This window comes from Comamonas kerstersii, assembly GCF_002056725.1.
In the GTDB taxonomy this organism is placed as follows: domain Bacteria; phylum Pseudomonadota; class Gammaproteobacteria; order Burkholderiales; family Burkholderiaceae_C; genus Comamonas; species Comamonas kerstersii.
This window is the reverse complement of record NZ_CP020121.1, coordinates 1058826-1079713: the sequence shown is the minus strand read 5'-3', so window position 1 is coordinate 1079713 and position 20888 is coordinate 1058826. Positions and strand designations below refer to the sequence as shown.

Below are 20888 nucleotides of genomic sequence, written 5' to 3'. Positions count from 1 at the left end.
GCAGCTTGCGCATCACTGCAGGACAACAGCGGTTTTGGCGCTGTCCTGCAGTACGAATGCCGCTCTTAGATGTTCATGAACCGTGCAATGGTCGCTGCATCCAGAATGTCCATCCTGTCATCTGCCGACCAGGTCTGCCATTGCTGACAATCTTCCAGCCCCAGCGTGGGCTGCTGGCGCACGGCCGTGGCTGCCTTGCCCCGGCTCCAGAGATTGAGCTGTGCACGCGAGTCGGGGTTGTAGCTGGAGCGCCCATTACCGTCACTCAGCAGCACCTGCTGCAAGGCCTGCATGCAGCGGCGCTCTCCAAATGGTGCCAATGCCACAAAAATGCGGACTGGCCATCCTTGCTCAAACTCCGTGCAGGCAATGCAGGCGTGGTCGGTAAAGACAAACTTGGCGGGATCTGGATTGAACTGGAAACCGCAGTTGCCATCGCCCTTTTTCTGTGCGCTTTTGAACTCCACCGCCATGGTCTGGCCTTCCGGAACCTGCCCGTTGACTTTGAGCAAACCGTCATAGCCGGTAGGGGGCGTAGCGATGGCAATGGAGTAAGGCAGACCTTGCTCTGCCCACCACTGGTTCAGGATGTAAGCGGTAATGACTTCTTCAGTTTTGCTGGGGCTGAGCTGCAACTGCTGCATGCTGCGTTTGACGTCAACGAGCTGGTGAAACAGCGCCGGTGCAATATCAACGGTAGGAACCATGGTTCAGGGAAGAGGCAAAGCGGTCAGTATGGCGCTTGCCGGATGCCGAAAAGTTCTGATCCCTTACCGCAAACTGACACGCTCTTACAAATTGTCCCGCCCCCAGATGCGTGACCAGATATCGGCAGAGGCACGCAAGTTGGCAGGTTTGCGCTGCGCAGTGCTCTGACCTGCATCCAGCTCCTCGGGCGTGCCCAGGTCAAACACAAAGCTGTAATGCGGCTCCTGCCCCATGCGCAAATCGCTCAGCAGCACGCGGCCGTCCACCACCTCCATGCGCACCGGGCCTTGCGTAAAGCGCAGCATGCGCTGTACATGGGGCACATCGGCCCAGCGCTCCAGGTATGCCTGCCCGCGCTCGGTGGCTGTGAGCGGAATGTGCTTATCGGCATCGAGCAGGCTGTAAAAACCTTCATGGCTGTGCGTGGGCGTAACCGCCAGCACCCGCCACAGCACGGTGTTAAAGGGCGATGCATACACCCACAGCTGCGCGTTGTGGATGTCCTGTGCCTCCAGCGACTTGTGCGCCACCGTACGCACATGCTGCTGCGCAGCCACGCTCCACAGCAGATACACACAGCTCAAGACCAGTGCCCAGGCATTGGGCGCTCCCCAAGCCTTGCCCTTGCGTGCCCGCAGGCCAGACCACACCAGCCCCACGATCAGCGGCACGGTGTAGAGCGGGTCAATGATGAACATGCTGCCCACGGCATAGGCATGGTCGGTAAACGGCTGGAAGAACTGCGTGCCGTAGCTGGTCATGGCGTCAATGCCCACGTGGGTGATCAGCACCAGCAGCCACGCCAGCGTCCACCGCCCCGCATGCCCGGGTGTGCCCGGCGGAGCCTTGCGTTGCAGCCACCAGTTGGTGAGCCAGCCCAGCAGCGGGGAGAGCAGGGCCAGAAAGAACAGCGAATGCGACTCCGCCCGGTGGCGCACCATGTTGAGCAAGTCGTCGCCATGGTCGATCACCACGTCCAGATCAGGCAGCGTGCCTGCAATGGCACCGGTCAGGGCTGCTTTGCCAAAGGAGGTACGGCGGCCCATGACGGCCACGGTCACGCTGGCGCCGAGCACGGCTTGGGTGAGGGAGTCCATGTGTTGTGAGATGGTGGAGTGAAAAGGGTTTTGCGGGAGGCGGTGTGTTTGAGGCGAATTTGGCCGGTTGCGCCCGTCAATTCTGTGTTAGTTGCTCTGCTGTTTGAAAAGTTCTTTTCTTTGAAGGACTGCTTGCTTTTCTCCTTCCCCCGTTGGGGGAAGGTAGGGATGGGGGCCTTTCCTGCTTTTTGTTTGAGCGATTTGCTTCTGCTGAGGGAGGGAGTCGGGTCTCGGCCCGACAGCCGACCCCATTTCTTTTGCGTCGCCAAAAGAAATGGGGGAAAGAAAAGGCGAGCCTTGCAGGCGGCTTGTCCGGCGAAACTCACTGCGCTCCTGCGTCGCTCCGTTCAGACAGCCGCCGGAAATTTGAATTTTTATGTCGAAGCACGCCAGTCTTGCAGCTGGCGTGCGGGGTAGCACAAGCGCTGCGCCTTGAACTCCCTCTCCCGCTTGCGGGAGAGGGTGGGGGTGAGGGGGCATATATCTCCTTCCCCCACTGGGGGAAGGCGGGGATGGGGGCCAGCCTGCTCCTTGTTGAAGCGGTGTGCTTGCTTTCAGGGAGGGAGTCGGGTCTCGGCCCGACAGCCGACCCCATTTCTTTTGCCTCGCCAAAAGAAATGGGGGAAAGAAAAGGCGAGCCTTGCAGGCGGCTTGTCCGGCGAAACTCACTGCGCTCCTGCGTCGCTCCGTTCAGACAGCCGCCGGAAATTTGAATTTTTATGTCGAAGCACGCCAGTCTTGCAGCTGGCGTGCGGGGTAGCACAAGCGCTGCGCCTTGAACTCCCTCTCCCGCTTGCGGGAGAGGGTGGGGGTGAGGGGGCATATATCTCCTTCCCCCACTGGGGGAAGGCGGGGATGGGGGCCAGCCTGCTCCTTGTTGAAGCGGTGTGCTTGCTTTCAGGGAGGGGGTCGGGTCTCGGCCCGACAGCCGACCCCATTTCTTTTGCGTCGCCAAAAGAAATGGGGGAAAGAAAAGGTGAGCCTTGCAGGCGGCTTGTCCGGCGAAACTCACTGCGCTCCTGCGTCGCTCCGTTCAGACAGCCGCCGGAAATTTGAATTTTTATGTCGAAGCACGCCAGTCTTGCAGCTGGCGTGCGGGGTAGCACAAGCGCTGCGCCTTGAACTCCCTCTCCCGCAAGCAGGCGAGGGAACCAGCTCGCGCATCGAAAAAGACTTTTCATCCACAACAGCAGATTCCTGCTGCCATCAGCGACACATACAAAAACAAGAACCAAATCCGCCGCTAACGCCCATTCAGCAAGCGCTACCAGCTATAAAAATAGAAAAGAACTCTTCACGAGCAGACCGCCCGTGCGCAGGCGGCCTACTTATTCACTGCCCCTCAGGCCGTGGGCAGGAAATACGAAGACTTGTGTGGATTGCGGCTGCTGCTGATGCACAGCTTCAGCCGCGCTTCCATGTACTGGCGCACTTCGGAGTGGTCACACATCTGTGCCAGGTCTTCCCAGTACAGCAGGCTGGTGAACGCAGGCTTGGCAGGTGCTTCCCCTTCGGGGGCAGGCTCAGTGGCTTCCACGGGCGGGGCTGTCACCACGGGGGTGTGCACAAACAGCGGGGTGCTGACCGGGGTGTACTGGCGCACGGGGCGGTCAGCGGCTTCTTCCTTGCGGCGTGAGGTGAGGATGAAGTAGTGGTGGTGTGCATCTGCCAGGTGGGGCTTTTTCTCGGCATCAAACACCTTCTGCAGGCGCTCCAGGCCCTTGGCCACATCGGCGGCGTAGGTCCAGTTCGTCAGGTACTTGGTTTCGATGAACAGGAACACCTGGCGTGCGGCGTCAGACACCAGCACGTCCGAGAGCTTGCTGCGCAGGCGCTCGTGCATCAGGTAGGCGTGCGTGTCGAAGGAGACGTTGGGCGCTTCAATGCGCAGATCGTCGCGGCCCGAGGCTTCCTGGATGTAGCGGTTAAACAGGGCGATGCGCTTGGAGTAGCCGGCGGTGAATTCGTTGAAAAAGTAGCCTGCAAAAAACTTGGTGCAGAGGTTGCGTTCTTTTTCGGATTCGATGAGGGAAGCGTTCGCAAAAATCACAGAAAAACTTTGCTGCGCGCTGCGCAGGCCAGGAAACAGAAAGCAAGGCAGCCGGCGGGTAGCCCGCTGCAATCAACAAGGCCGCAGGTAGGGTGTACCTGCGGCCTTGTGCATTATCTGGCGACACAGGCACGTCTGCAGGGACGTGCATGTAACAGATGCATAGCAGTGCACACAGATGTGCACTGGCCTGGGGCGAGATTTAAGCCAGCTTGGCCTTGAGCAGCTCGTTCACCTGGGCAGGGTTGGCCTTGCCCTTGGAAGCCTTCATGACCTGGCCGACCAGGGCGTTGAAGGCCTTGTCCTTGCCAGCCTTGTACTGCTCGACGTTGCCGGGGTTGGCGGCGATCACTTCGTCAATGATCTTCTCCAGCGCGCCGGTGTCGTTCATCTGCTTGAGGCCCTTGGCTTCAATCACGGCGTCCACGTCCGAGCCTTCACCCGTCCACAGGGCTTCAAACACCTGCTTGGCAGCGTTGTTGGAGATGGTGCCGTCCGAGATGCGCTTGATCAGGGCGGCCAGCTGGTCGCTGGTGACCTTCACGGCGTCCATACCGATTTCTTCGGTGTTCAGGCGGCGTGAGATTTCACCCATCACCCAGTTGGAGGCCAGCTTGGCCTGACCGCAGGCCTTGGCCGTGCGCTCAAAGTAGGCGGCCATTTCCTGCGACTGGGTCAGGGTGGTGGCATCGTACTCAGGCAGGCTGTACTGCTCCACAAAGCGGGCAGCCATGTGGCGGGGCAGCTCGGGCATTTCGGCCTTGATCTGCTCCACCCAGCTGTCGGCCACGACCAGCGGTGGCAGGTCGGGGTCGGGGAAGTAGCGGTAGTCGGCCGCGTCTTCCTTGGTGCGCATGGCGCGGGTTTCGCCCGTGTCGGGGTTGAACAGCACGGTGGCCTGCTGAATCTCGTAGCCGTCTTCGATCTGCTCGATCTGCCAGCGAATTTCGTAGTCGATGGCGATCTGCATGTTTTTGAACGAGTTCAGGTTCTTGATCTCGCGGCGGGTGCCCAGCGGTGCACCGGGCTTGCGCACGGAGACGTTGGCGTCGCAGCGGAACGAGCCTTCCTGCATATTGCCGTCGCAAATGCCAATCCAGGTCACGATCTTGTGCAGCTCCTTGGCGTAGGCCACGGCTTCTTCGGTGCTGCGGATATCGGGCTCGGTCACGATTTCCAGCAGGGGTGTGCCCGCGCGGTTCAGGTCGATGCCGGACTCGGTGGGGAACTGGTCGTGCACGGACTTGCCCGCGTCTTCTTCCAGGTGGGCACGCACCAGACGCACGGTGTGCAGCTTATCGCCCACGTAGAAGCTCACTTCGCCGCCTTGCACCACGGGAATCTCGAACTGGGAGATCTGGTAGCCCTTGGGCAGGTCAGGGTAGAAGTAGTTCTTGCGCGCAAAAATGCTGCGGGGCGCGATGTGGCTGCCCAGCGCCAGGCCGAGCTTGATGGCGCATTCCACCGCCTTCTTGTTCATCACAGGCAGGGTGCCGGGCAGGGCCATGTCCACGGCGCAGGCCTGGGTGTTGGGCTCGGCACCAAAGGCGGTGCTGGCGCGGCTGAAGATTTTGGAGTTGGTCGCCAGTTGGGCGTGGGTTTCAAAGCCGATGACGACTTCGTACCCGTTGATCAGTTTCGCAGTCATGATGCTGATGTGTCCTTGCTGCTATGAATAGAAAAGCTGCTAGCGCTCGTATTTGCTTGATTTCAAAGTGTTTTATTTCTAAAAACCTTGCAGATCAAGCGCGGGCAGCTATCGTTTTTAAATGCCTGCGGGGCGTTGCAGGTGGAAGTCCGTCGCCTGCTGGAAGCGGTGGGCTGCGTTGAGCAGCTTGCCTTCGGCAAAGTAGTTGCCGATCAGCTGCAGACCCACGGGCATGCCGCCTTCGCCAAAACCGGCGGGCAGGGACAGGCCGGGCAGACCCGCCAGCGATGCAGGCAGGGTGAACACGTCAGCCAGGTAGTTGGACACGGGGTCGGCCTTGCCGCCAATGGCCCATGCGGTGGTGGGTGCAGCGGGGCCGGCGATCACGTCGCATTCCTTGAAGGCGGCCTGGAAGTCGTCGGCAATCATGCGGCGGATCTTCTGCGCCTGCAGGTAGTAGGCGTCGTAATAGCCTTCGGACAGCACATAGGCACCGATCATGATGCGGCGCTTGACCTCGTCGCCAAAGCCTTCGGCGCGGGTCTTTTTGTACATGTCGTTCAGGTCGGCAAAGTCCTTGGCACGGTGGCCGAACTTCACGCCGTCAAAGCGCGACAGGTTGGACGATGCTTCCGCGGGTGCCAGGATGTAGTACACGGGCACAGACAGCTCGGTACGGGGCAGGCTGATGGGCACCAGCTGGGCGCCCAGCTTTTCGTATTCCTTGAGCGCTGCGTCCACGGCAGTGCGCACGTCGGCAGACAGGCCTTCACCAAAGAACTCGGCAGGCACACCAATGCGCAGGCCTTCGATGCTGTCACCCAGCTTGGCGGTGAAGTCTTCGGCAGGCACGTCCAGGCTGGTGGAGTCGCGGTCCAGATCGGGGCCGCACATCTCGCTCAGCAACAAAGCGCAGTCTTCGGCGCTGCGGCCCATGGGGCCAGCCTGGTCCAGCGAGGAGGCAAAGGCAATCATGCCGTAGCGGGAAGCGCGGCCATAGGTGGGTTTGATGCCGGTGATGCCGCAGAACGACGCAGGCTGGCGAATCGAGCCACCGGTGTCTGTGCCTGTCACCGCAGGGGCCAGACGGGCTGCCACGGCAGCGGCAGAGCCACCGGAGGAACCACCAGGCACGCGCTCGGTGTTCCAGGGGTTGCGCACGGGCTGGGCGCTGTCAAAGCCCACGGGGGCGATGGCGGAGTTTTCGTTGGCACCGCCCATGGCGAATTCGTCGCAGTTGAGCTTGCCCAGCGTCACCACACCGGCGTCGGCCAGCTTGGTCACCACGGTCGCGTCAAACGGCGACTTGTAGCCTTCCAGCATCTTGGAGGCGGCGGTGGTGGGGAAGTCCTTGGTGACGAAGATGTCCTTGTGCGCAATCGGCACACCGGCCAGGCGGCCACCCTTGCCTTCGGCGATCAGCGCGTCCGCTGCCTTGGCCTGGGCCAGGGTGGCGTCTTCATTGATGGCTACAAAAGCGCCCAGGTGCTGGTGCTGCTTGGCACGGGCCAGAAAGTGCTGGGCGGCTTCGACGGCGGAAATTTGCTTGTTCTTGAGCTGGGCAGCCAGCTCGGCCACGCCCAGATTGTGCAGTTCGGTATTGCTCATGGTGCTGCTTGTTCGCTTATTCGATGACCTTGGGAACGAGGAACAGACCCTCGCCTTGCGCAGGGGCGTTCTGCATGTTGGCTTCACGCTGATTGGGTTCCCAGGCCTGGTCTTCACGCAGGCGCAGCACCACGTCCTGAATGGCGGCTACGGGGTGTGCCAGAGGCTGCACGCCCGAGGTATCCACAGCTTGCATCTTTTCGACAATGCCGAAAAAACTGTTCAACTGAGAGAGCATGCGCTCACTTTCTTCTGGAGAAAGCTCGAGCCGCGCTAGGTTGGCGATGCGGTCAATGTCTTGGGATGTGAGTGCCATAGTGTTTCTGCGGCTCGAAACTGGATGTAAACAGGTGTCATCCAGAACCCGCCGCCATGAGTTATTCACAGGGGATACGGTATTATCTGTGCTTTGCACAATCAGCATCTTGCGATGGCATAGATTGTGCAAAAAGCCTCTTTTTGCTTCCCCACATTTTTCAGTTGAACCAACACCCCGGCGATAGCAGGCCGAAGCGCATGCTGTGCCTGAGAGGATTTTTGAATGTTCGGTGCTTTACGTCGGTACTTTTCCACCGACCTCGCTATTGACCTTGGCACTGCCAATACTTTGATCTTTGCCCGTGACAAGGGCATCGTGCTGGATGAGCCTTCGGTGGTTGCCATTCGCCACGAGGGCGGCCCCCACGGCAAGAAGGTCATTCAGGCCGTAGGCCGTGAAGCCAAGGCCATGCTGGGCAAGGTGCCCGGCAATATTGAAGCCATCCGCCCCATGAAGGACGGCGTAATTGCGGACTTTGTGATCACCGAGCAGATGATCAAGCAGTTCATCAAGATGGTGCACCCCCGCAATGTGATGACGCCCAGCCCCCGCATCATCATCTGCGTGCCCTGCGGCTCCACCCAGGTGGAACGCCGCGCCATCAAGGACGCTGCAGAAGCCGCCGGTGCGACTGCGGTGTACCTGATTGAGGAACCCATGGCGGCCGGTATCGGCGCGGGCCTGCCTGTGTCTGAGGCTTCCGGCTCCATGGTCGTGGACATCGGCGGCGGCACCACCGAAGTGGGCGTGATCTCGCTGGGCGGCATGGTCTACAAGGGCAGCGTGCGCGTGGGTGGTGACAAGTTTGACGAAGCCATCATCAGCTACATCCGCCGCAACTACGGCATGCTGATCGGTGAGCCCACGGCCGAAATGATCAAGAAGGAAATTGGCTCGGCCTTCCCCGGCTCTGAAGTCAAGGAAATCGAGGTCAAGGGCCGCAATCTGTCCGAAGGCGTGCCCCGCAGCTTCACCATCTCTTCCAACGAAGTGCTGGAAGCGCTGACCGAGCCGCTGAACCAGATCGTCTCCGCCGTGAAGAACGCGCTGGAGCAGACCCCTCCCGAGCTGGGCGCCGACATTGCCGAGCGCGGCATGATGCTGACCGGTGGTGGCGCGCTGCTGCGTGACCTGGACCGTCTGCTGGCGGAAGAAACCGGCCTGCCCGTGCTGGTGGCAGAAGAGCCTCTGACCTGCGTGGTACGTGGCTGCGGCATGGCGCTGGACAGCCTGGACCGCCAGGGCAGCATCTTTACCAGCGACTGATCGCTGTCTGCCCCTGACCTGCGGCCTGCAGCATGAAGCTGGGCCGCAGGTTTTTTTGCTGGAATCGCTTCCCATGTTCTTAGCGAACGCACACCTTTCCCCTGCGCCGTACTGCCTGGACGGTGGTGTTCGTTCGCACATCCCAAGGCAGCAAGCATGAGTTTGCGAACGCTGGAACGGGACGCCCCCTCTTCTTTCAAGCACAGTGTGGCCGCTGGCACGCGCGCCCTGCTGCTGTGTGCCCTGGCCGTGGTGCTGATGCTGGCGGACGTGCGCTTCAAGCTCACGGAGCCGGTGCGCCAGGCCGTCTCTGCCGTGCTGTTTCCCATCCAGTGGGCGGTGATGCAGCCCGTGGAGTGGCTCGGCGGTGCCAAAAACTATTTCCAGGACTTGGGCCAGGCCCAGGAAGAAGCCGCGGAGGCCCGTCGGCTGATGGCTGCCATGTCGCTCAAGGCCTATGACGCCGAAAAACTGCTGGCCGAGAACCAGCAGCTGCGCGATCTACTGGAGCTGCGCCCGCGCCTTGTGGTGGATTCGGTGGTCGCAGAGGTGATGTATGAGTCCCCGGACAGCTACACGCGCCGCGTGGTGCTGGACAAGGGGCAGGTGGCAGGCATTGTGGCGGGTAGCCCCGTGGTGGATGACCTGGGTGTGCTGGGCCAGGTCACGCGCGTGCAGCCGTTTTCCAGCGAGGTGACGCTGCTGTCTGACCGTGAACAGGCGATTCCCGTCATGGTGCTGCGCACCGGCCAGCGTGCCGTAGCCTTTGGTGATGCTTCCAACCTGCGCAGCGACGGCATGGAGCTGCGCTTTGTGCCCAATGATGCAGATATTGACGTGGGTGACGAGCTGGTCACCAGCGGTGTAGATGGCGTCTACATGGCGGGCCTGCCCGTGGCCCGTGTGGTGGAGGTGGAGCGCCGCCTGCAGTCTTCCTTCATGCGTGTGTACTGTGAGCCCATGGCGCGTCTGGATGGCGCACGCCATGTGGTGGTACTCACGCCGCTGAATGCGATCAAGGCCGAGCATGTGCCCGATACCCATGAGCTGGCCGCAGAGCCACAGACGGCCGCGCAGAACCAGCGTGAAGACAAGTCTGCCCAGCGCCGCGCCGTGCCAGCCGGGGTACAGCCTGCAGGAGTCAAGCCATGATCATGCCGCGTGGCCAGCAGCTGCTGCTGCCAGTGAACCCCACTTTCATCGCTTTCAGCGTGGCGCTGGCCTTTGTGCTGAGTCTGCTGCCCTGGAGCGGCTATGTCTGGATGCCTGACCTGCTGATGCTGGTGCTGGCCTTCTGGGCACTGCACCACCCCAACCGCATGCCCATGAGTGTGGGCTTTTTGCTGGGGCTGGCAGTGGATGTGCAGCAGACTTCTCTTTTGGGTCAGCATGCGCTCACTTATGTGCTGGTGATTTATGCATCGCAACGCCTGAGCCGGCGCATGATGTGGTTTTCGCTGTTTACGCAGGCCGTGCAGATGCTGCCGCTGTTCGTGCTGGCGGCGGTGCTGCAGATGGCCATCCGCATGCTGGCGGGGGGGATTTTCCCCGGTCTGTCGATTGCGCTGGCTCCGGTGTTCGAGATGGTGCTCTGGCCGTTTCTGAGTGTGCTGCTGCTTGCGCCCCAGCGCCGTGCGCCGGACTCAGACCGTGACCGTCCGCTGTGAAGCCGTGCATGAGGGGCCGTTGCCATGAACAGCTTTGAGGTCCGCGACAGCGAACATGAACTCTCCCGCTTTCGCCTGCGTCTGCTGGTGGTGGCGGTGGTGGTGCTGCTCATGTTCAGCATTCTGGTGTTCCGCCTGTTTGTGCTGCAGGTGGTGCGCCACGACGCTTTTGCCCAGCGTGCAGAGAGCAACCGCACGGCGGTGGTGCCCATCGTGCCCAATCGCGGGCAGATTCTGGACCGCAACGGCATTGTGCTGGCCAGCAACTACTCGGCCTATACGCTGGAGCTCACGCGCTCCAAGGTGAAAAACCTGGAAGAGACCATTAATGCCCTGTCTGAGGTGGTGGAAATCACTGCGCGCGACCGGCGCAAGTTCCGGCGGCTGATGGAGGACTCCAAGCGCTTTGAGTCCATCCCCATCCGTACGCGCCTGACCGATGAAGAAGTGGCGCGCTTTGCGGCGCAGCGCTGGCGCTTTCCGGGCGTAGACATCAAGGCCCGCTTTTTCCGCAACTACCCGCTGGAAGACGTAGCAGGCCACGTGGTGGGCTATATCGGCCGCATCAACCAGAAAGAGCAGGAAGCGATCGAGGACAGCGAGGACTATGCCAACTACCGTGGCACCGAAGTCATCGGAAAGCTGGGCATCGAGCAAAGCTATGAAAAGCAGTTGCACGGCCTGACGGGCTGGGAGCAGCTGGAAACCACGGCAGGTGGCTTTGCCGTGCGCCGCCTGAACAGCCGCCCGGCCACGCCCGGGGACTCGGTGGTGCTGAGTCTGGACGTCGGCCTGCAAAAGCTGACCGAAGACCTGTTTGGCAACCGCCGTGGGGCGCTGGTAGCCATTGACCCGCGCAACGGGGAAGTGCTGGCCATGGTCAGCAAGCCGACCTACGACCTGAACCTGTTTGTGGATGGCATTGACCAGGAAAGCTGGGACATGCTGAACAATTCCATTGACCGGCCGTTGCTCAACCGTGCGCTGCGCGGCACCTACCCGCCGGGCTCCACCTACAAGCCCTTCATGGGGCTGGCAGGCCTGGAATCTGGCAAGCGCCGCGTGGACACCACCATCCAGGACAACGGCAGCTGGACTTTTGGTGGCCACACCTTCCGCTCCGGTCACCCCAACGGGCCCACCAATCTGCGCCGCTCCATCATCAAGTCGTCCAATGTGTACTACTACATGCTGGCCAATGACATGGGCGTGGACCTGATTCATGAATACCTCTCGCCCATGGGCTTTGGCAGCCAGACGGGCATAGACCTGCATGGTGAAGCCAGAGGCGTGCTGCCCAGCACGGAGTGGAAGCGCAATGCCTACAGGCGCCCCGAGCAGAAGAAGTGGTATGCCGGTGAGACCATCTCCCTGGGCATCGGCCAGGGCTACAACCACTTCACCATGCTGCAGCTGGCCTCGGCCACGGCCATGCTGGCCAACCACGGCGTCAAGCACCGTCCACATCTGGGCATGGGCGTGATCCAGGCGGGCACACAGGCCTATCAGCCGCTGTACAAAAGTGATGGCGAGGATCTGGGCTACAAGCCCGAGCACGTCGAAGCCGTGCGCAGCGCCGTGCAGGCCGTGACAGTGGAAGGCACGGCGCGCCATGTGTTTGCCGGTGCGCCCTACACATCAGCGGGCAAGACTGGCACGGCGCAGGCCGTGACCATTGGGCAGAAAGACAAATACGACGCAGCCAAGCTGGCTGAGCACCAGCGCGACCACTCGCTCTACATTGCCTATGCACCGGCCGAAAACCCACAGATTGCGCTGGCCGTGATTGTGGAGAACGCGGGTTTTGGTGCGGCCGCGGCTGCGCCTATTGCACGCCGCGTGTTTGACTACTGGCTGCTGGGCCAGTACCCCAGTGAGGCAGACCTGGCAGCCGTGCGCAAGGGCCAGGCCACGCGCCCCATTGGCCAGCCACGCAGTGCGGCCGAAGTCATGGCCAGGTACGAGCGCGTCCATATCCCCGGCCTGACCGAGCGCAGGCTGGAGCCCCTGCGTGAGGGCGATCTGCTGAAGCCCGACGCAGCACCGCTGAACGTGCCAGCAGCGCCTGGCAGGCGTGAGGAAGAGGGCGCAGACGAAGCGCTTGAAGAAGATTGAGGTCTGCTCGCCGGATGGCCTAGTTGGCCTAGTTGGCCTAGTGCGGGTCTGAACGGTGTGCCGGTGTCCACTGGCTGCAGATCAGTGCCAGCACAATCAGCGCTGCGCCCAGCATGGCGACGGGCCCCATGCGCTCATCAATCAGCCACCATGCGGTGATGGCAGCAAACACGGGCTCCAGTCCAAACACAATGGCGCTGCGCATGGCGTCTACACGCTGCTGGCCCCAGGCCTGCAGCACCACGACCACGGCACTGGCAATCAGGCCCAGATACACCATGGCCATCCACTGCGGGGCTTGCATGCTCTGGGCCTGCACAGCCAGTTGCTGCATGCCGTGGGGCTGCACTAGCAGGGCCAGTGTGGTGCAGGCAAACATGGAGCTGGCCAGGGCTGCAGCCATGCGGGTGGCACGCAGTGGGGCGCTCTGGTTGCGCAGGGCGGCGGCTTCCATGGTCAGAATGTAGATGGCGTAGACCACGGCGCTGCACAGCGTGAGGGTGTCGCCCCAGTTCCACGGAGCATCTTCAAAAAACATCAGGCACATGCCCACCACGGCCAGCGCGCAGGCGGCCCAGATGTTCCAGCTGGTCTTGCGGTGCAGTACCAGCCAGGCAATCAGGGGCACGATGAGCACGTTCAGCCCCGTCACAAAGGCATTGCGGTTGCTGGTGGTGTGGTGCAGGCCTTCAATCTGCAGCCAGAAGGCCACAAAGTTCAGCACGCCCAGCCCCAGGCCCCAGCGCCATTCGGCACGGCGCATGCCCCACCACAGCGGCAGCAGCACGAGTGCGGCCATGCCAAAGCGCAGCCAGATGATCTGCAGGGCAGACAGGTCGCTGGTCAGCTGCTTCATGGCGGGGAAGGTCGTGCCCCAGACAGCAGTGACCAGCAGCAGGGCCAGCAGCCCCAGTTGTTGAGTACGCATGAATAATGCTTGCAAAAAGAAAGCGGCTAGCGCTGATAAATCAAGGGTTTCAAATAGAAAACTATCTGAAATCAAGATATATCAAGCGATAGCCGCTCTTGTTTTTAATATCTGATGCTGGTGATCAATGCGCGACGCGGCCGATGAAGGCGGCAATGCGCTCGTTCGCAGGGTTGGCAAAGAACTCGGCAGGCGGCGCTTCGTGGGCGATACAGCCCTGGTCGAAGAACATCACGCGGTCAGCCACTTCACGCGCAAAGCCCATTTCGTGTGTGACCACGATCATGGTCATGCCGCTCTTGGCGAGTCCCCGCATGACTTCCAGCACCTCCTGCACCATCTCGGGGTCCAGCGCCGAGGTGGGCTCGTCAAACAGCATGACCTGAGGTTCCATGGCCAGTGCACGTGCAATGGCCACGCGCTGCTGCTGGCCGCCCGAGAGCTGCCAGGGGTACTTGTGGGCATGGGCCTGCATGCCCACGCGCTCGAGCAGCTGCATGGCCTTGGCATTGGCCTGTGCGCGCGAAATCTTGTGGATGCGGCGCGGGGCCAGTGTCACGTTGTCCAGCACCGTCATGTGGCCGAACAGGTTGAACTGCTGGAACACCATGCCTACTTCGCAGCGCTGCTTTTGCAGCGTGGCTTCGTCGTCCGTCACCGCCACACCGCCGATGGTGATGGTGCCGCCGTCGTGCGGCTCGAGCCGGTTGATGGCGCGCAGCAGCGTGGACTTTCCTGAACCGGATGCGCCGATGATGACCGTCACCTCACCCTTGCTGAAGCTCGTCGAGACGCCCTTGAGCACCTGGTGCGCGCCAAAGCTCTTGGTGACCTTGTCGCAGATGATGTAGGGGGTACGAGTGTTGGAGGCGGTGCTCATTTCTGGCGTCCTTCCACATCAAAGCGGTATTCCACAGCGGCAGTGACCTGTGTGACCAGTGTGGTCAGCACCAGATAGGTCACGCCCACGGTGATCAGTGTTTCGACCGGCTGGAAGGTGGCGGACTGGATGCGGTTGCCCACATTGGTCAGCTCCACCACGCCAATCGCATAGGCCAGCGAAGAGTCCTTGAGCAGAGCCACAAAGTTGCTCACCAGCGGAGGCAGGGAAATCTTGAAAGCCTGGGGGAAGACCACGTCCAGAAACACGCGGCTCCTGGGCAGGCCCAGGGCACGCGCGGCTTCAGTCTGGCCGCGGGGTACGGCGTTCAGGCCTGCGCGCACGGCTTCGGCGTTATAGGCACCCACGTTCAGCGCCAGTGCAATCACGGCAGCGGCAAAGTCCGGCAGGTTCAGGCCGGGAACCAGCACGGGCAGTGCAAAGTACATGAACAGAATCTGTACCAGCAGGGGCGTGCCGCGGATGATCCAGATGTAGGCACCCGAGATGGTGCGCAGCAGGGCATTGCCCGAGGTGCGGGCCAGTGCGGCAACCACGCCCAGCACCAGGCCGATGGCGCCGCTGATCAGCGTCAGATACAGGGTGGTGCGTGCGCCTTCGGCAAATTCGGCAGCGTGGTCACCAATGGGCTCAGGCAGCAGGGCCAGCAGTTGGCCGAGCGCAGCGACCACGACGATCATCACCAGCAGTGCGGTGACCAGGGTGGCGTTGCTGCGCTGGGTACGGCTCCAGGTAGAGGGCCAGATAGCGGTCAACATAGGAAAAAAGTCCGGGATGTAAAAAGCGAAAACGCCCTGGCGCAATTCCGTCAGGGCGTCGGGAGGGGCTGTCTGTCGTGGCAGCAGCCCGTCAACCCATGCGTGTTATTCCGGGCAGCGGATGTCTTCCTGGAACCACTTCTGCGAGATCTTGGCGTAGCTGCCGTCCTGCAGTGCTTCAGCAAATGCCTTGTTCCAGGCGTCAGCCAGGGCCTGGTTGTCCTTGGAGACGGCGGCGGCAATTTTTTCCACGAACAGCAGTTCACCCTGGTTGAACTTGATCTTGGGGTTCTTCTGGAGCATTTCCTTGGCCAGGAAGCGCTCGGTCACCCAGGCGTCGGAACGCTTGGTCATCAGAGCGTTCATGGCGGCTTCGTTGGTGGGGAAGTTCACCACACGCTTCACACCAGGCACGTTCTTTTGCACGTAGTCCAGGTAGGTGGTGCCGGTCTGGGCCGACACGGTCTTGCCTGCCAGGTCCTTGCCGGACTGGATGGCGGGATCGGTAGAGATTACCTGTGCGCCCGAGCAGTAGTGGGGCGTGGTGAAGGTGACAGCTTTTTCACGCTCGGGCGTGATGCCGTGCGAGGAGATCACCAGATCCCAGCGGTCCTGCTTCAGGCCGGTGAGCAGGGCGTCGAACGAGATGGTCTTCCACTCGGCCTTCAGGCCCATTTTCTGGGCCATGAGTTCAGCCAGTTCGACTTCAAAGCCGGTCAGCTGCTTGCCTTCGAAGTAGGCAAAGGGGGCGTAATAACCTTCGGTGGCCAGACGGATGGTTCCGTCCTTCTGGATGTCTTCCAGGCTACGGGCGTGGGCACCAGTAGTAGCCAGCACTGCCACGGCGGCAGCGGCGATCAGGGAAATGCGTTTCATGATGGGTTTCCTGGATGCAGTCGCAGGATTCTTGGCCTCCGGCTCCAGAGATGGAGCCTTCCGAACGCACCACGCGGCTCGGAGAAAAGTAAAGGCCACAGCGCGCAATCAAGCAAGGCGCTGCGCCGCTGATTTCCTGATGAAGTAATGCACCGAAAAAGAGCGGCAGGAGGCGAAAGCAGCCCTCCATTATAGAAGTGCAGCCTTCTCGGCTGCAGAAGGCTATGCCTGCGACCTTAAGTGTCTATGTCTATTTGTGATGAAGCGAGCGTTAGCTTCCAAAGGCATCCCAGCCAGTCTTGCAGATCAGCAGGCTGACCACGACGATAAAGATCACGCGCACAAAGCCTGCCCCGTGGCGCAGCGCCATCCAGGTGCCCAGCACGCTGCCCAGCACATTGGCCACTGCCAGCGGCACGGCAAAGTGCCACCAGACATGGCCCTTGAGCGCGAACAGCACGATGGCGGCCAGGTTGGTGGTGACATTCATCAGCTTGGCGTTGATGGAGGCGTTCAGAAAGTCATAACCCAGCAGGCGCACCAGCAGGAACACAAAAAAGCTTCCTGTGCCCGGGCCAAAAAAGCCGTCATAAAAACCAATCACCAGGCCAATGGCCGCCGTGAGCCATTGCGTGGCGCGGGGGCTGTGCAGCGGCGTGTGCTCACGGCCCATATCCTTTTTGGCCAGCGTATAGAGGAGCACGGCCAGCAAGATAAAGGGCAGGGCTTTGCGCAGAAAGCCCGGGTCAATCAGGGTGACGGCCCAGGCCCCGAGAAAGGCACCTACGCCTGCGGCGGCAATGCCCGGAATGATGGTGGCCCAGGTGATGGAGATGCGGCGGCTGTACTGCCAGGCCGACATGGCGGTTCCCCAGACGGCTGCGCTCTTGTTCGTGCCAAACAGGGTGGCGGGTGCGGTCTGCGGAAAGGCTGCGAACATGGCAGGCACGAGGATCAGGCCACCACCGCCGACGATGGCATCCACAAAGCCTGCAAGGGCTGAAGCCAGGGAGACAAATATCCATTCCATAGCGCTGCATTGTGCGGGATGCGGCAGCAGATGCGGGTGCTGCGGCATAAACAAAAAGCGCCGGGAGTTCCGGCGCTTTGCGAAGGCATCTCATGATTGGATGCTTGATAAATTTTGGTCTTGTTGTGTCGAGTTGTCTCCTCGGGCTCCTCCTTGCTGCTGCACCTTGGTGCGCGCTAGAGTGAATTGACTGTAAGACTTGCCCGAGCATGGTGCATCGGGGATTTCCCGCAAGCTTGATGCAGGTCGACTGACAGGCTGAAAACTGTGCAGGCATGGCTTGTGCTTGTCCGCTGCTCATAAGAGCCAATCAGACAAGTCATGAGGGACCAAGATGAGCAGGCAAGACAAGCGACGCGGAGGGGGGAAGGTGGTGTGCGGCAGCACTGGGGCTGGCAGCACCGTGGAGCGCACAGGCACAAAGCATGGTGGGCTTTGCCGAGATCAGCGGTGCTGATACGGCCTGGGTACTGGTATCGGCTGCACTGGTGCTGCTGATGACACTGCCCGGTGTGGCCCTGTTCTACGCCGGCATGGTGCGGCGCAAGAACGTGCTGGATACGCTGGCGGCGGTACTGGGCACGGCCTGCGCGGTCAGTGTGGTGTGGTTTGCCGTGGGCTATTCGCTGGCTTTTACGCCGGGCTCGGCATGGATTGGTGGGCTGGATAGGCTGTGGTTCGGCGGTCTGGACTACCAGCTGCTGACGCAGCAAGTCGCCATCAATCCGATTGCGCCGCGCATTCCTGAGGCGGCCTATGCCATTTTTCAGATGACTTTCGCCATCATTACCGCAGCGCTGATTGTGGGCGCGCTGGTGGAGCGCATGCGCTTTGGCGCGCTGATGCTGTTCATGCTGCTGTGGAGCCTGTTCGTCTATGTGCCCGTGGCCCACTGGGTGTGGGAGCCCAATGGCTGGCTGGCACGCATGGGCGCGCTGGACTTTGCCGGTGGCGCTGTGGTGCATGTGAATGCGGGTGCAGCCGGGCTGGCCTGTGCCTGCTATCTGGGCCGGCGCACAGGCTACGGGCGCGAGCCTTTCCAGCCCTACAACCTGGGCTGGACCATGCTGGGCTCCAGCCTGCTGTGGATTGGCTGGTTTGGTTTTAACGGTGGATCTGCTCTGGCGGCCGACGGTCGTGCGGCCCTGGCCATGGTGGTTACACACCTGGCAGCTGCCTGCGGCGGCATTGGCTGGGCGCTGGGAGAGTGGCTGTTCCACCGCCGCATTTCCCCTGCTGGGGCTGTGCTCAGGCCTGGTGGCAGGGCTGGTGGCGGTCACGCCTGCAGCGGGCTATGTGAGCATGGCTTCGGGTGCGGTGATTGGTTTGATCGCTGGTCTGGTCTGCTACTGGGGTGCGACGGGCTTCAAGCGCTGGCTGGGTGCCGATGATGCGCTGGATGTATTTGGCGTCCACGGCCTGGGGGGGCATGGTGGGTGCGCTGCTGACCGGCGTGTTTGCTAGCTACACGATTGCCGGTGTGCACGGCAATGTGCTGGCGCAGGCGGTGGCCGTGGTGGTGGTCGCGGTGTTCAGCTTTGTCGCCACCTGCGTGCTGATGTGGGTGACGGACCGCATCATCGCCGTGCGTGTGGATGTACACGATGAGCAGATGGGGCTGGACATCAGCCAGCACCGTGAGCAGGTCGGGCATTGAGCGTATTGGGGCGCTGATGTCTGTGGGCTAACCAGGCTGCACACTGGGCAGCCTGCAAGGAGAGCAAGATGGCAAACAGTGAACGTATCGCCGCAGCCGCTCATTTGCATGTTGCGCTGCGCCGCAAGGCAGGCCGTGTGACCGATACAGACTGGATGGCGGTCAACGATGTCTATGCGCAGGCCATGGTGCGCTTGGCCCATGAAAAAGCGCAGGAACTGCATGACCCCAGCCTGGCCGAGCTGGCCAGCAGGCTGGATGCCTTGCTGCAGGCTGAGTCCACCACCAAGGCAGCGCCGCTGGTGCAGCGCGTGAGCCAAGGGTTGCGGGGGGGGGCAGCACGGCGCAGGAGGAAGAGCCGCCGCGCTATGTCGGCGGCTTGCGCTAGGGTGAAAACGCCCCAGGCAGGTAGCGTTCTACACCGTGAGTGATGCAGGCTCGGCATGTGCTGTTGCCTGGGTGGGCATCGCCGTATCGGTGGGTGTGCAGGCATTGATGCCTTGACTGGCCTGATAGTCCGCACGAATCCACTCGGCCGCTTTTTCGGCCAGCATCAGTGTGGGGCTGTTGGTATTGCCGCTGGTAATGGTGGGCATGGCGCCAGCATCCACCACGCGCAGCCCCTGCACGCCGCGCACGCGCAGGCGGCTGTCGAGCACAGCCATGGGGTAATTGCTGCGTCCCATTTTGGTGGTGCCCACGGGGTGGAAGATGGTGGTGGCAATCTCGCCAGCCAGCTGCAGCAGGGCTTCATCGCTTTGGTACTGCGCACCGGGCTTGTATTCCTCGGGCTGGTAGCGCGCCAGGGCAGGCTGGCTCACGATGCGCCGCGTCAGGCGCAGGCTGTCGATGGCTACCTGCTGGTCTTCGGGGGTGCTCAGGTAGTTGGGGGCAATGGCTGGCGCCTCCTCAAAGTTGGGGCTCTGGATGGTGACGCTGCCGCGGCTGGTGGGGTTGAGGTTGCAGACGCTGGCCGTGAATGCCGGGAAGCGGTGCAGCGGCTCGCCAAAGGCGTCCAGCGACAGCGGTTGCACGTGGTATTGCAGATTGGGGTGCGGCAGATCCGGGCGGCTGCGCGTGAAGGCGCCAAGCTGAGAGGGGGCCATGCTCAGGGGGCCGGTGCGGCGCAGCAGGTATTCCATCCCCATGCGCAGCTTGCCCCGGCGACTGGCCGACATGGTGTTGAGCGTGGTGCAGCCCTGGACCTTGTAGACCGAGCGAATCTGCAGATGGTCCTGCAGATTGGCGCCTACGCCGGGCAGGTCTATCTGCAGTGGAATCCCTTTGTCGTGCAGCAGCTGTGCAGGGCCGATGCCGGATAACTGCAGCAGCTGTGGCGAGTTAATTGCTCCTGCGCAGACCAGCACCTCCTGCGTGGCCGTCAGCTGCACGATTTCTGTTCCATCCCACACCCGTACGCCGGTGCAACGCAGGCTGCCGTCGCTCTGGCGCTCCAGCACCAGGCGCTTGGCGTGGGCCATGGTCCACATCTCAAAGTTGGGGCGGCCATAGCACTTGGGGCGCAGAAAAGCCTTGGCCGTATTCCAGCGCAGCCCGTTTTTCTGGTTGACCTCAAAGTAGCCCACGCCTTCGTTGCTGCCGCGGTTGAAGTCATCCGTGGCGGGTATGCCGGCCTGCTGTGCGGCCTGGGCAAAGGCATCGAGAATATCCCAGCGCAAGCGCTGCTTTTCCACGCGCCATTCGCCCTTGCTGCCGTGCAGGGCGGCAAATGCCGGGTCATGGGGCTGGCCTTCGTCCAGCCGCCAGTGGCTTTCATGCCGCTTGAAGGCGGGCAGTACGTTGTCCCAGCGCCAGGTGTCATCACCGGTCAGCTCAGCCCAGTGGTCATAGTCACGAGCCTGGCCACGCATGTAGATCATGCCGTTGATGCTGGAGCAGCCACCCAGTGTTTTGCCGCGTGGATAGCGCAGGCTGCGGCCATGAAGGCCTTCCGTTGCTTCGGTCTGGTAGAGCCAGTCTGTGCGCGGGTTGCCAATGCAGTAGAGGTAGCCCACAGGAATGTGGATCCAGTGGTAGTCGTCCTTGCGACCAGCTTCGATGAGCAGCACGCGCACATTGCGGTTCGCCGTCAGCCGATTGCACAGCAATGCGCCTGCTGTGCCGCCTCCTATGACAATGTAGTCAAATGTGGTCTCGCTCATGATGCTCCCGGTCGCAGTGGTGAAAATGCCTGCAGCGGCCTGCTGCAGGACGCCCCTCTCGCATTGTGGGAAGAAGGCGCAATGTGTCGATAGGGAAA

17 protein-coding genes and 1 pseudogene are annotated in these 20888 nt (G+C 61.7%); 6 read left to right on the top strand and 12 right to left on the bottom strand.

The genetic code is table 11. The features are described from left to right. Positions 1-65 precede the first annotated feature (65 nt). The 6 genes from B5M06_RS05085 to gatC all read right to left on the bottom strand — a co-directional run bounded on the left by B5M06_RS05085 (position 66) and on the right by gatC (position 7427). The gene (locus tag B5M06_RS05085; RefSeq protein ID WP_054067978.1) at positions 66-707 is read right to left on the bottom strand and encodes a hypothetical protein; all 642 of its coding nucleotides are present in this window, start codon (positions 705-707) and stop codon (positions 66-68) included. A gap of 84 nt (positions 708-791) precedes the next feature. Continuing rightward, positions 792-1805, bottom strand: a complete 1014-nt coding sequence (locus B5M06_RS05080) for a metal-dependent hydrolase (protein ID WP_054067979.1) — start codon at positions 1803-1805, stop codon at positions 792-794. A 1342-nt stretch (positions 1806-3147) separates the two neighbouring features. Continuing rightward, on the bottom strand, positions 3148-3855 hold the full coding sequence (locus B5M06_RS05075) for a hypothetical protein (protein ID WP_054066208.1): 708 nt from the start codon (positions 3853-3855) through the stop codon (positions 3148-3150). A 202-nt stretch (positions 3856-4057) separates the two neighbouring features. Beyond that, positions 4058-5503 (bottom strand): Asp-tRNA(Asn)/Glu-tRNA(Gln) amidotransferase subunit GatB, encoded by a 1446-nt coding sequence (gene gatB, locus B5M06_RS05070; protein ID WP_054066184.1) that lies wholly within the window; start codon positions 5501-5503, stop codon positions 4058-4060. A 117-nt stretch (positions 5504-5620) separates the two neighbouring features. Continuing rightward, the gene (gene gatA / locus B5M06_RS05065; protein WP_054066185.1) at positions 5621-7111 is read right to left on the bottom strand and encodes an Asp-tRNA(Asn)/Glu-tRNA(Gln) amidotransferase subunit GatA; all 1491 of its coding nucleotides are present in this window, start codon (positions 7109-7111) and stop codon (positions 5621-5623) included. Between the two features lie 16 nt (positions 7112-7127). Beyond that, on the bottom strand, positions 7128-7427 hold the full coding sequence (gene gatC, locus B5M06_RS05060) for an Asp-tRNA(Asn)/Glu-tRNA(Gln) amidotransferase subunit GatC (RefSeq protein WP_054066186.1): 300 nt from the start codon (positions 7425-7427) through the stop codon (positions 7128-7130). Positions 7428-7652: 225 nt separating this feature from the next. Between gatC and B5M06_RS05055 the strand changes: the two genes are divergently transcribed. From B5M06_RS05055 to mrdA, 4 genes are all read left to right on the top strand, one after another. Beyond that, entirely contained in the window at positions 7653-8696 is a 1044-nt protein-coding gene (locus B5M06_RS05055; RefSeq protein ID WP_054066187.1) for a rod shape-determining protein, read from the top strand. A 156-nt stretch (positions 8697-8852) separates the two neighbouring features. Then, positions 8853-9848, top strand: coding sequence for a rod shape-determining protein MreC (gene mreC / locus B5M06_RS05050; RefSeq protein ID WP_080025169.1), 996 nt, complete (start codon positions 8853-8855; stop codon positions 9846-9848). Further along, entirely contained in the window at positions 9845-10363 is a 519-nt protein-coding gene (mreD, locus tag B5M06_RS05045) for a rod shape-determining protein MreD (protein ID WP_054066188.1), read from the top strand. Before mreC ends, mreD begins: the two co-directional genes overlap by 4 nt. Positions 10364-10387: 24 nt before the next feature. Next, on the top strand, positions 10388-12478 hold the full coding sequence (mrdA, locus tag B5M06_RS05040; protein WP_077345232.1) for a penicillin-binding protein 2: 2091 nt from the start codon (positions 10388-10390) through the stop codon (positions 12476-12478). Positions 12479-12515: 37 nt separating this feature from the next. Here the strand turns inward: mrdA and B5M06_RS05035 are convergent, their stop codons facing one another. The 5 genes from B5M06_RS05035 to B5M06_RS05015 all read right to left on the bottom strand — a co-directional run bounded on the left by B5M06_RS05035 (position 12516) and on the right by B5M06_RS05015 (position 16971). Beyond that, on the bottom strand, positions 12516-13406 hold the full coding sequence (locus tag B5M06_RS05035) for a DMT family transporter (RefSeq protein WP_054066189.1): 891 nt from the start codon (positions 13404-13406) through the stop codon (positions 12516-12518). 124 nt (positions 13407-13530) lie between these two features. After that, complete coding sequence (locus tag B5M06_RS05030) at positions 13531-14286, bottom strand: amino acid ABC transporter ATP-binding protein (RefSeq protein ID WP_054066190.1); 756 nt, start codon at positions 14284-14286, stop codon at positions 13531-13533. Next, entirely contained in the window at positions 14283-15065 is a 783-nt protein-coding gene (locus B5M06_RS05025) for an amino acid ABC transporter permease (RefSeq protein WP_054066191.1), read from the bottom strand. Before B5M06_RS05025 ends, B5M06_RS05030 begins: the two co-directional genes overlap by 4 nt. A gap of 105 nt (positions 15066-15170) precedes the next feature. Further along, positions 15171-15941 carry an ABC transporter substrate-binding protein gene (locus B5M06_RS05020; RefSeq protein ID WP_054066192.1) on the bottom strand — a complete coding sequence of 257 codons (771 nt, stop codon included), beginning with the start codon at positions 15939-15941 and terminating at the stop codon, positions 15171-15173. 271 nt (positions 15942-16212) lie between these two features. After that, the gene (locus tag B5M06_RS05015) at positions 16213-16971 is read right to left on the bottom strand and encodes a sulfite exporter TauE/SafE family protein (protein ID WP_054066209.1); all 759 of its coding nucleotides are present in this window, start codon (positions 16969-16971) and stop codon (positions 16213-16215) included. A 425-nt stretch (positions 16972-17396) separates the two neighbouring features. Here B5M06_RS05015 and B5M06_RS05010 point away from each other — a divergent pair. Beyond that, positions 17397-18628 (top strand): annotated as a pseudogene (locus B5M06_RS05010) (ammonium transporter). Between the two features lie 68 nt (positions 18629-18696). Continuing rightward, the gene (locus B5M06_RS05005; protein ID WP_240184001.1) at positions 18697-19059 is read left to right on the top strand and encodes a hypothetical protein; all 363 of its coding nucleotides are present in this window, start codon (positions 18697-18699) and stop codon (positions 19057-19059) included. Here the strand turns inward: B5M06_RS05005 and B5M06_RS05000 are convergent. Further along, positions 19045-20790 carry a GMC family oxidoreductase gene (locus B5M06_RS05000; protein WP_054066193.1) on the bottom strand — a complete coding sequence of 582 codons (1746 nt, stop codon included), beginning with the start codon at positions 20788-20790 and terminating at the stop codon, positions 19045-19047. The two genes, B5M06_RS05005 and B5M06_RS05000, sit on opposite strands and share 15 nt — an antisense overlap. Positions 20791-20888: the final 98 nt, after the last annotated feature.

Bases quoted from the DNA above. Each gene is read 5' to 3' on its own strand.
- B5M06_RS05085 (WP_054067978.1), bottom strand. From the start codon at position 707: ATGGTTCCTACCGTTGATATTGCACCGGCGCTGTTTCACCAGCTCGTT.
- B5M06_RS05080 (WP_054067979.1), bottom strand. From the start codon at position 1,805: ATGGACTCCCTCACCCAAGCCGTGCTCGGCGCCAGCGTGACCGTGGCC.
- gatB (WP_054066184.1), bottom strand. From the start codon at position 5,503: ATGACTGCGAAACTGATCAACGGGTACGAAGTCGTCATCGGCTTTGAA.
- gatA (WP_054066185.1), bottom strand. From the start codon at position 7,111: ATGAGCAATACCGAACTGCACAATCTGGGCGTGGCCGAGCTGGCTGCC.
- gatC (WP_054066186.1), bottom strand. From the start codon at position 7,427: ATGGCACTCACATCCCAAGACATTGACCGCATCGCCAACCTAGCGCGG.
- B5M06_RS05055 (WP_054066187.1), top strand. From the start codon at position 7,653: ATGTTCGGTGCTTTACGTCGGTACTTTTCCACCGACCTCGCTATTGAC.
- mreC (WP_080025169.1), top strand. From the start codon at position 8,853: ATGAGTTTGCGAACGCTGGAACGGGACGCCCCCTCTTCTTTCAAGCAC.
- mreD (WP_054066188.1), top strand. From the start codon at position 9,845: ATGATCATGCCGCGTGGCCAGCAGCTGCTGCTGCCAGTGAACCCCACT.
- mrdA (WP_077345232.1), top strand. From the start codon at position 10,388: ATGAACAGCTTTGAGGTCCGCGACAGCGAACATGAACTCTCCCGCTTT.
- B5M06_RS05035 (WP_054066189.1), bottom strand. From the start codon at position 13,406: ATGCGTACTCAACAACTGGGGCTGCTGGCCCTGCTGCTGGTCACTGCT.
- B5M06_RS05030 (WP_054066190.1), bottom strand. From the start codon at position 14,286: ATGAGCACCGCCTCCAACACTCGTACCCCCTACATCATCTGCGACAAG.
- B5M06_RS05025 (WP_054066191.1), bottom strand. From the start codon at position 15,065: ATGTTGACCGCTATCTGGCCCTCTACCTGGAGCCGTACCCAGCGCAGC.
- B5M06_RS05020 (WP_054066192.1), bottom strand. From the start codon at position 15,941: ATGAAACGCATTTCCCTGATCGCCGCTGCCGCCGTGGCAGTGCTGGCT.
- B5M06_RS05015 (WP_054066209.1), bottom strand. From the start codon at position 16,971: ATGGAATGGATATTTGTCTCCCTGGCTTCAGCCCTTGCAGGCTTTGTG.
- B5M06_RS05005 (WP_240184001.1), top strand. From the start codon at position 18,697: ATGGCAAACAGTGAACGTATCGCCGCAGCCGCTCATTTGCATGTTGCG.
- B5M06_RS05000 (WP_054066193.1), bottom strand. From the start codon at position 20,790: ATGAGCGAGACCACATTTGACTACATTGTCATAGGAGGCGGCACAGCA.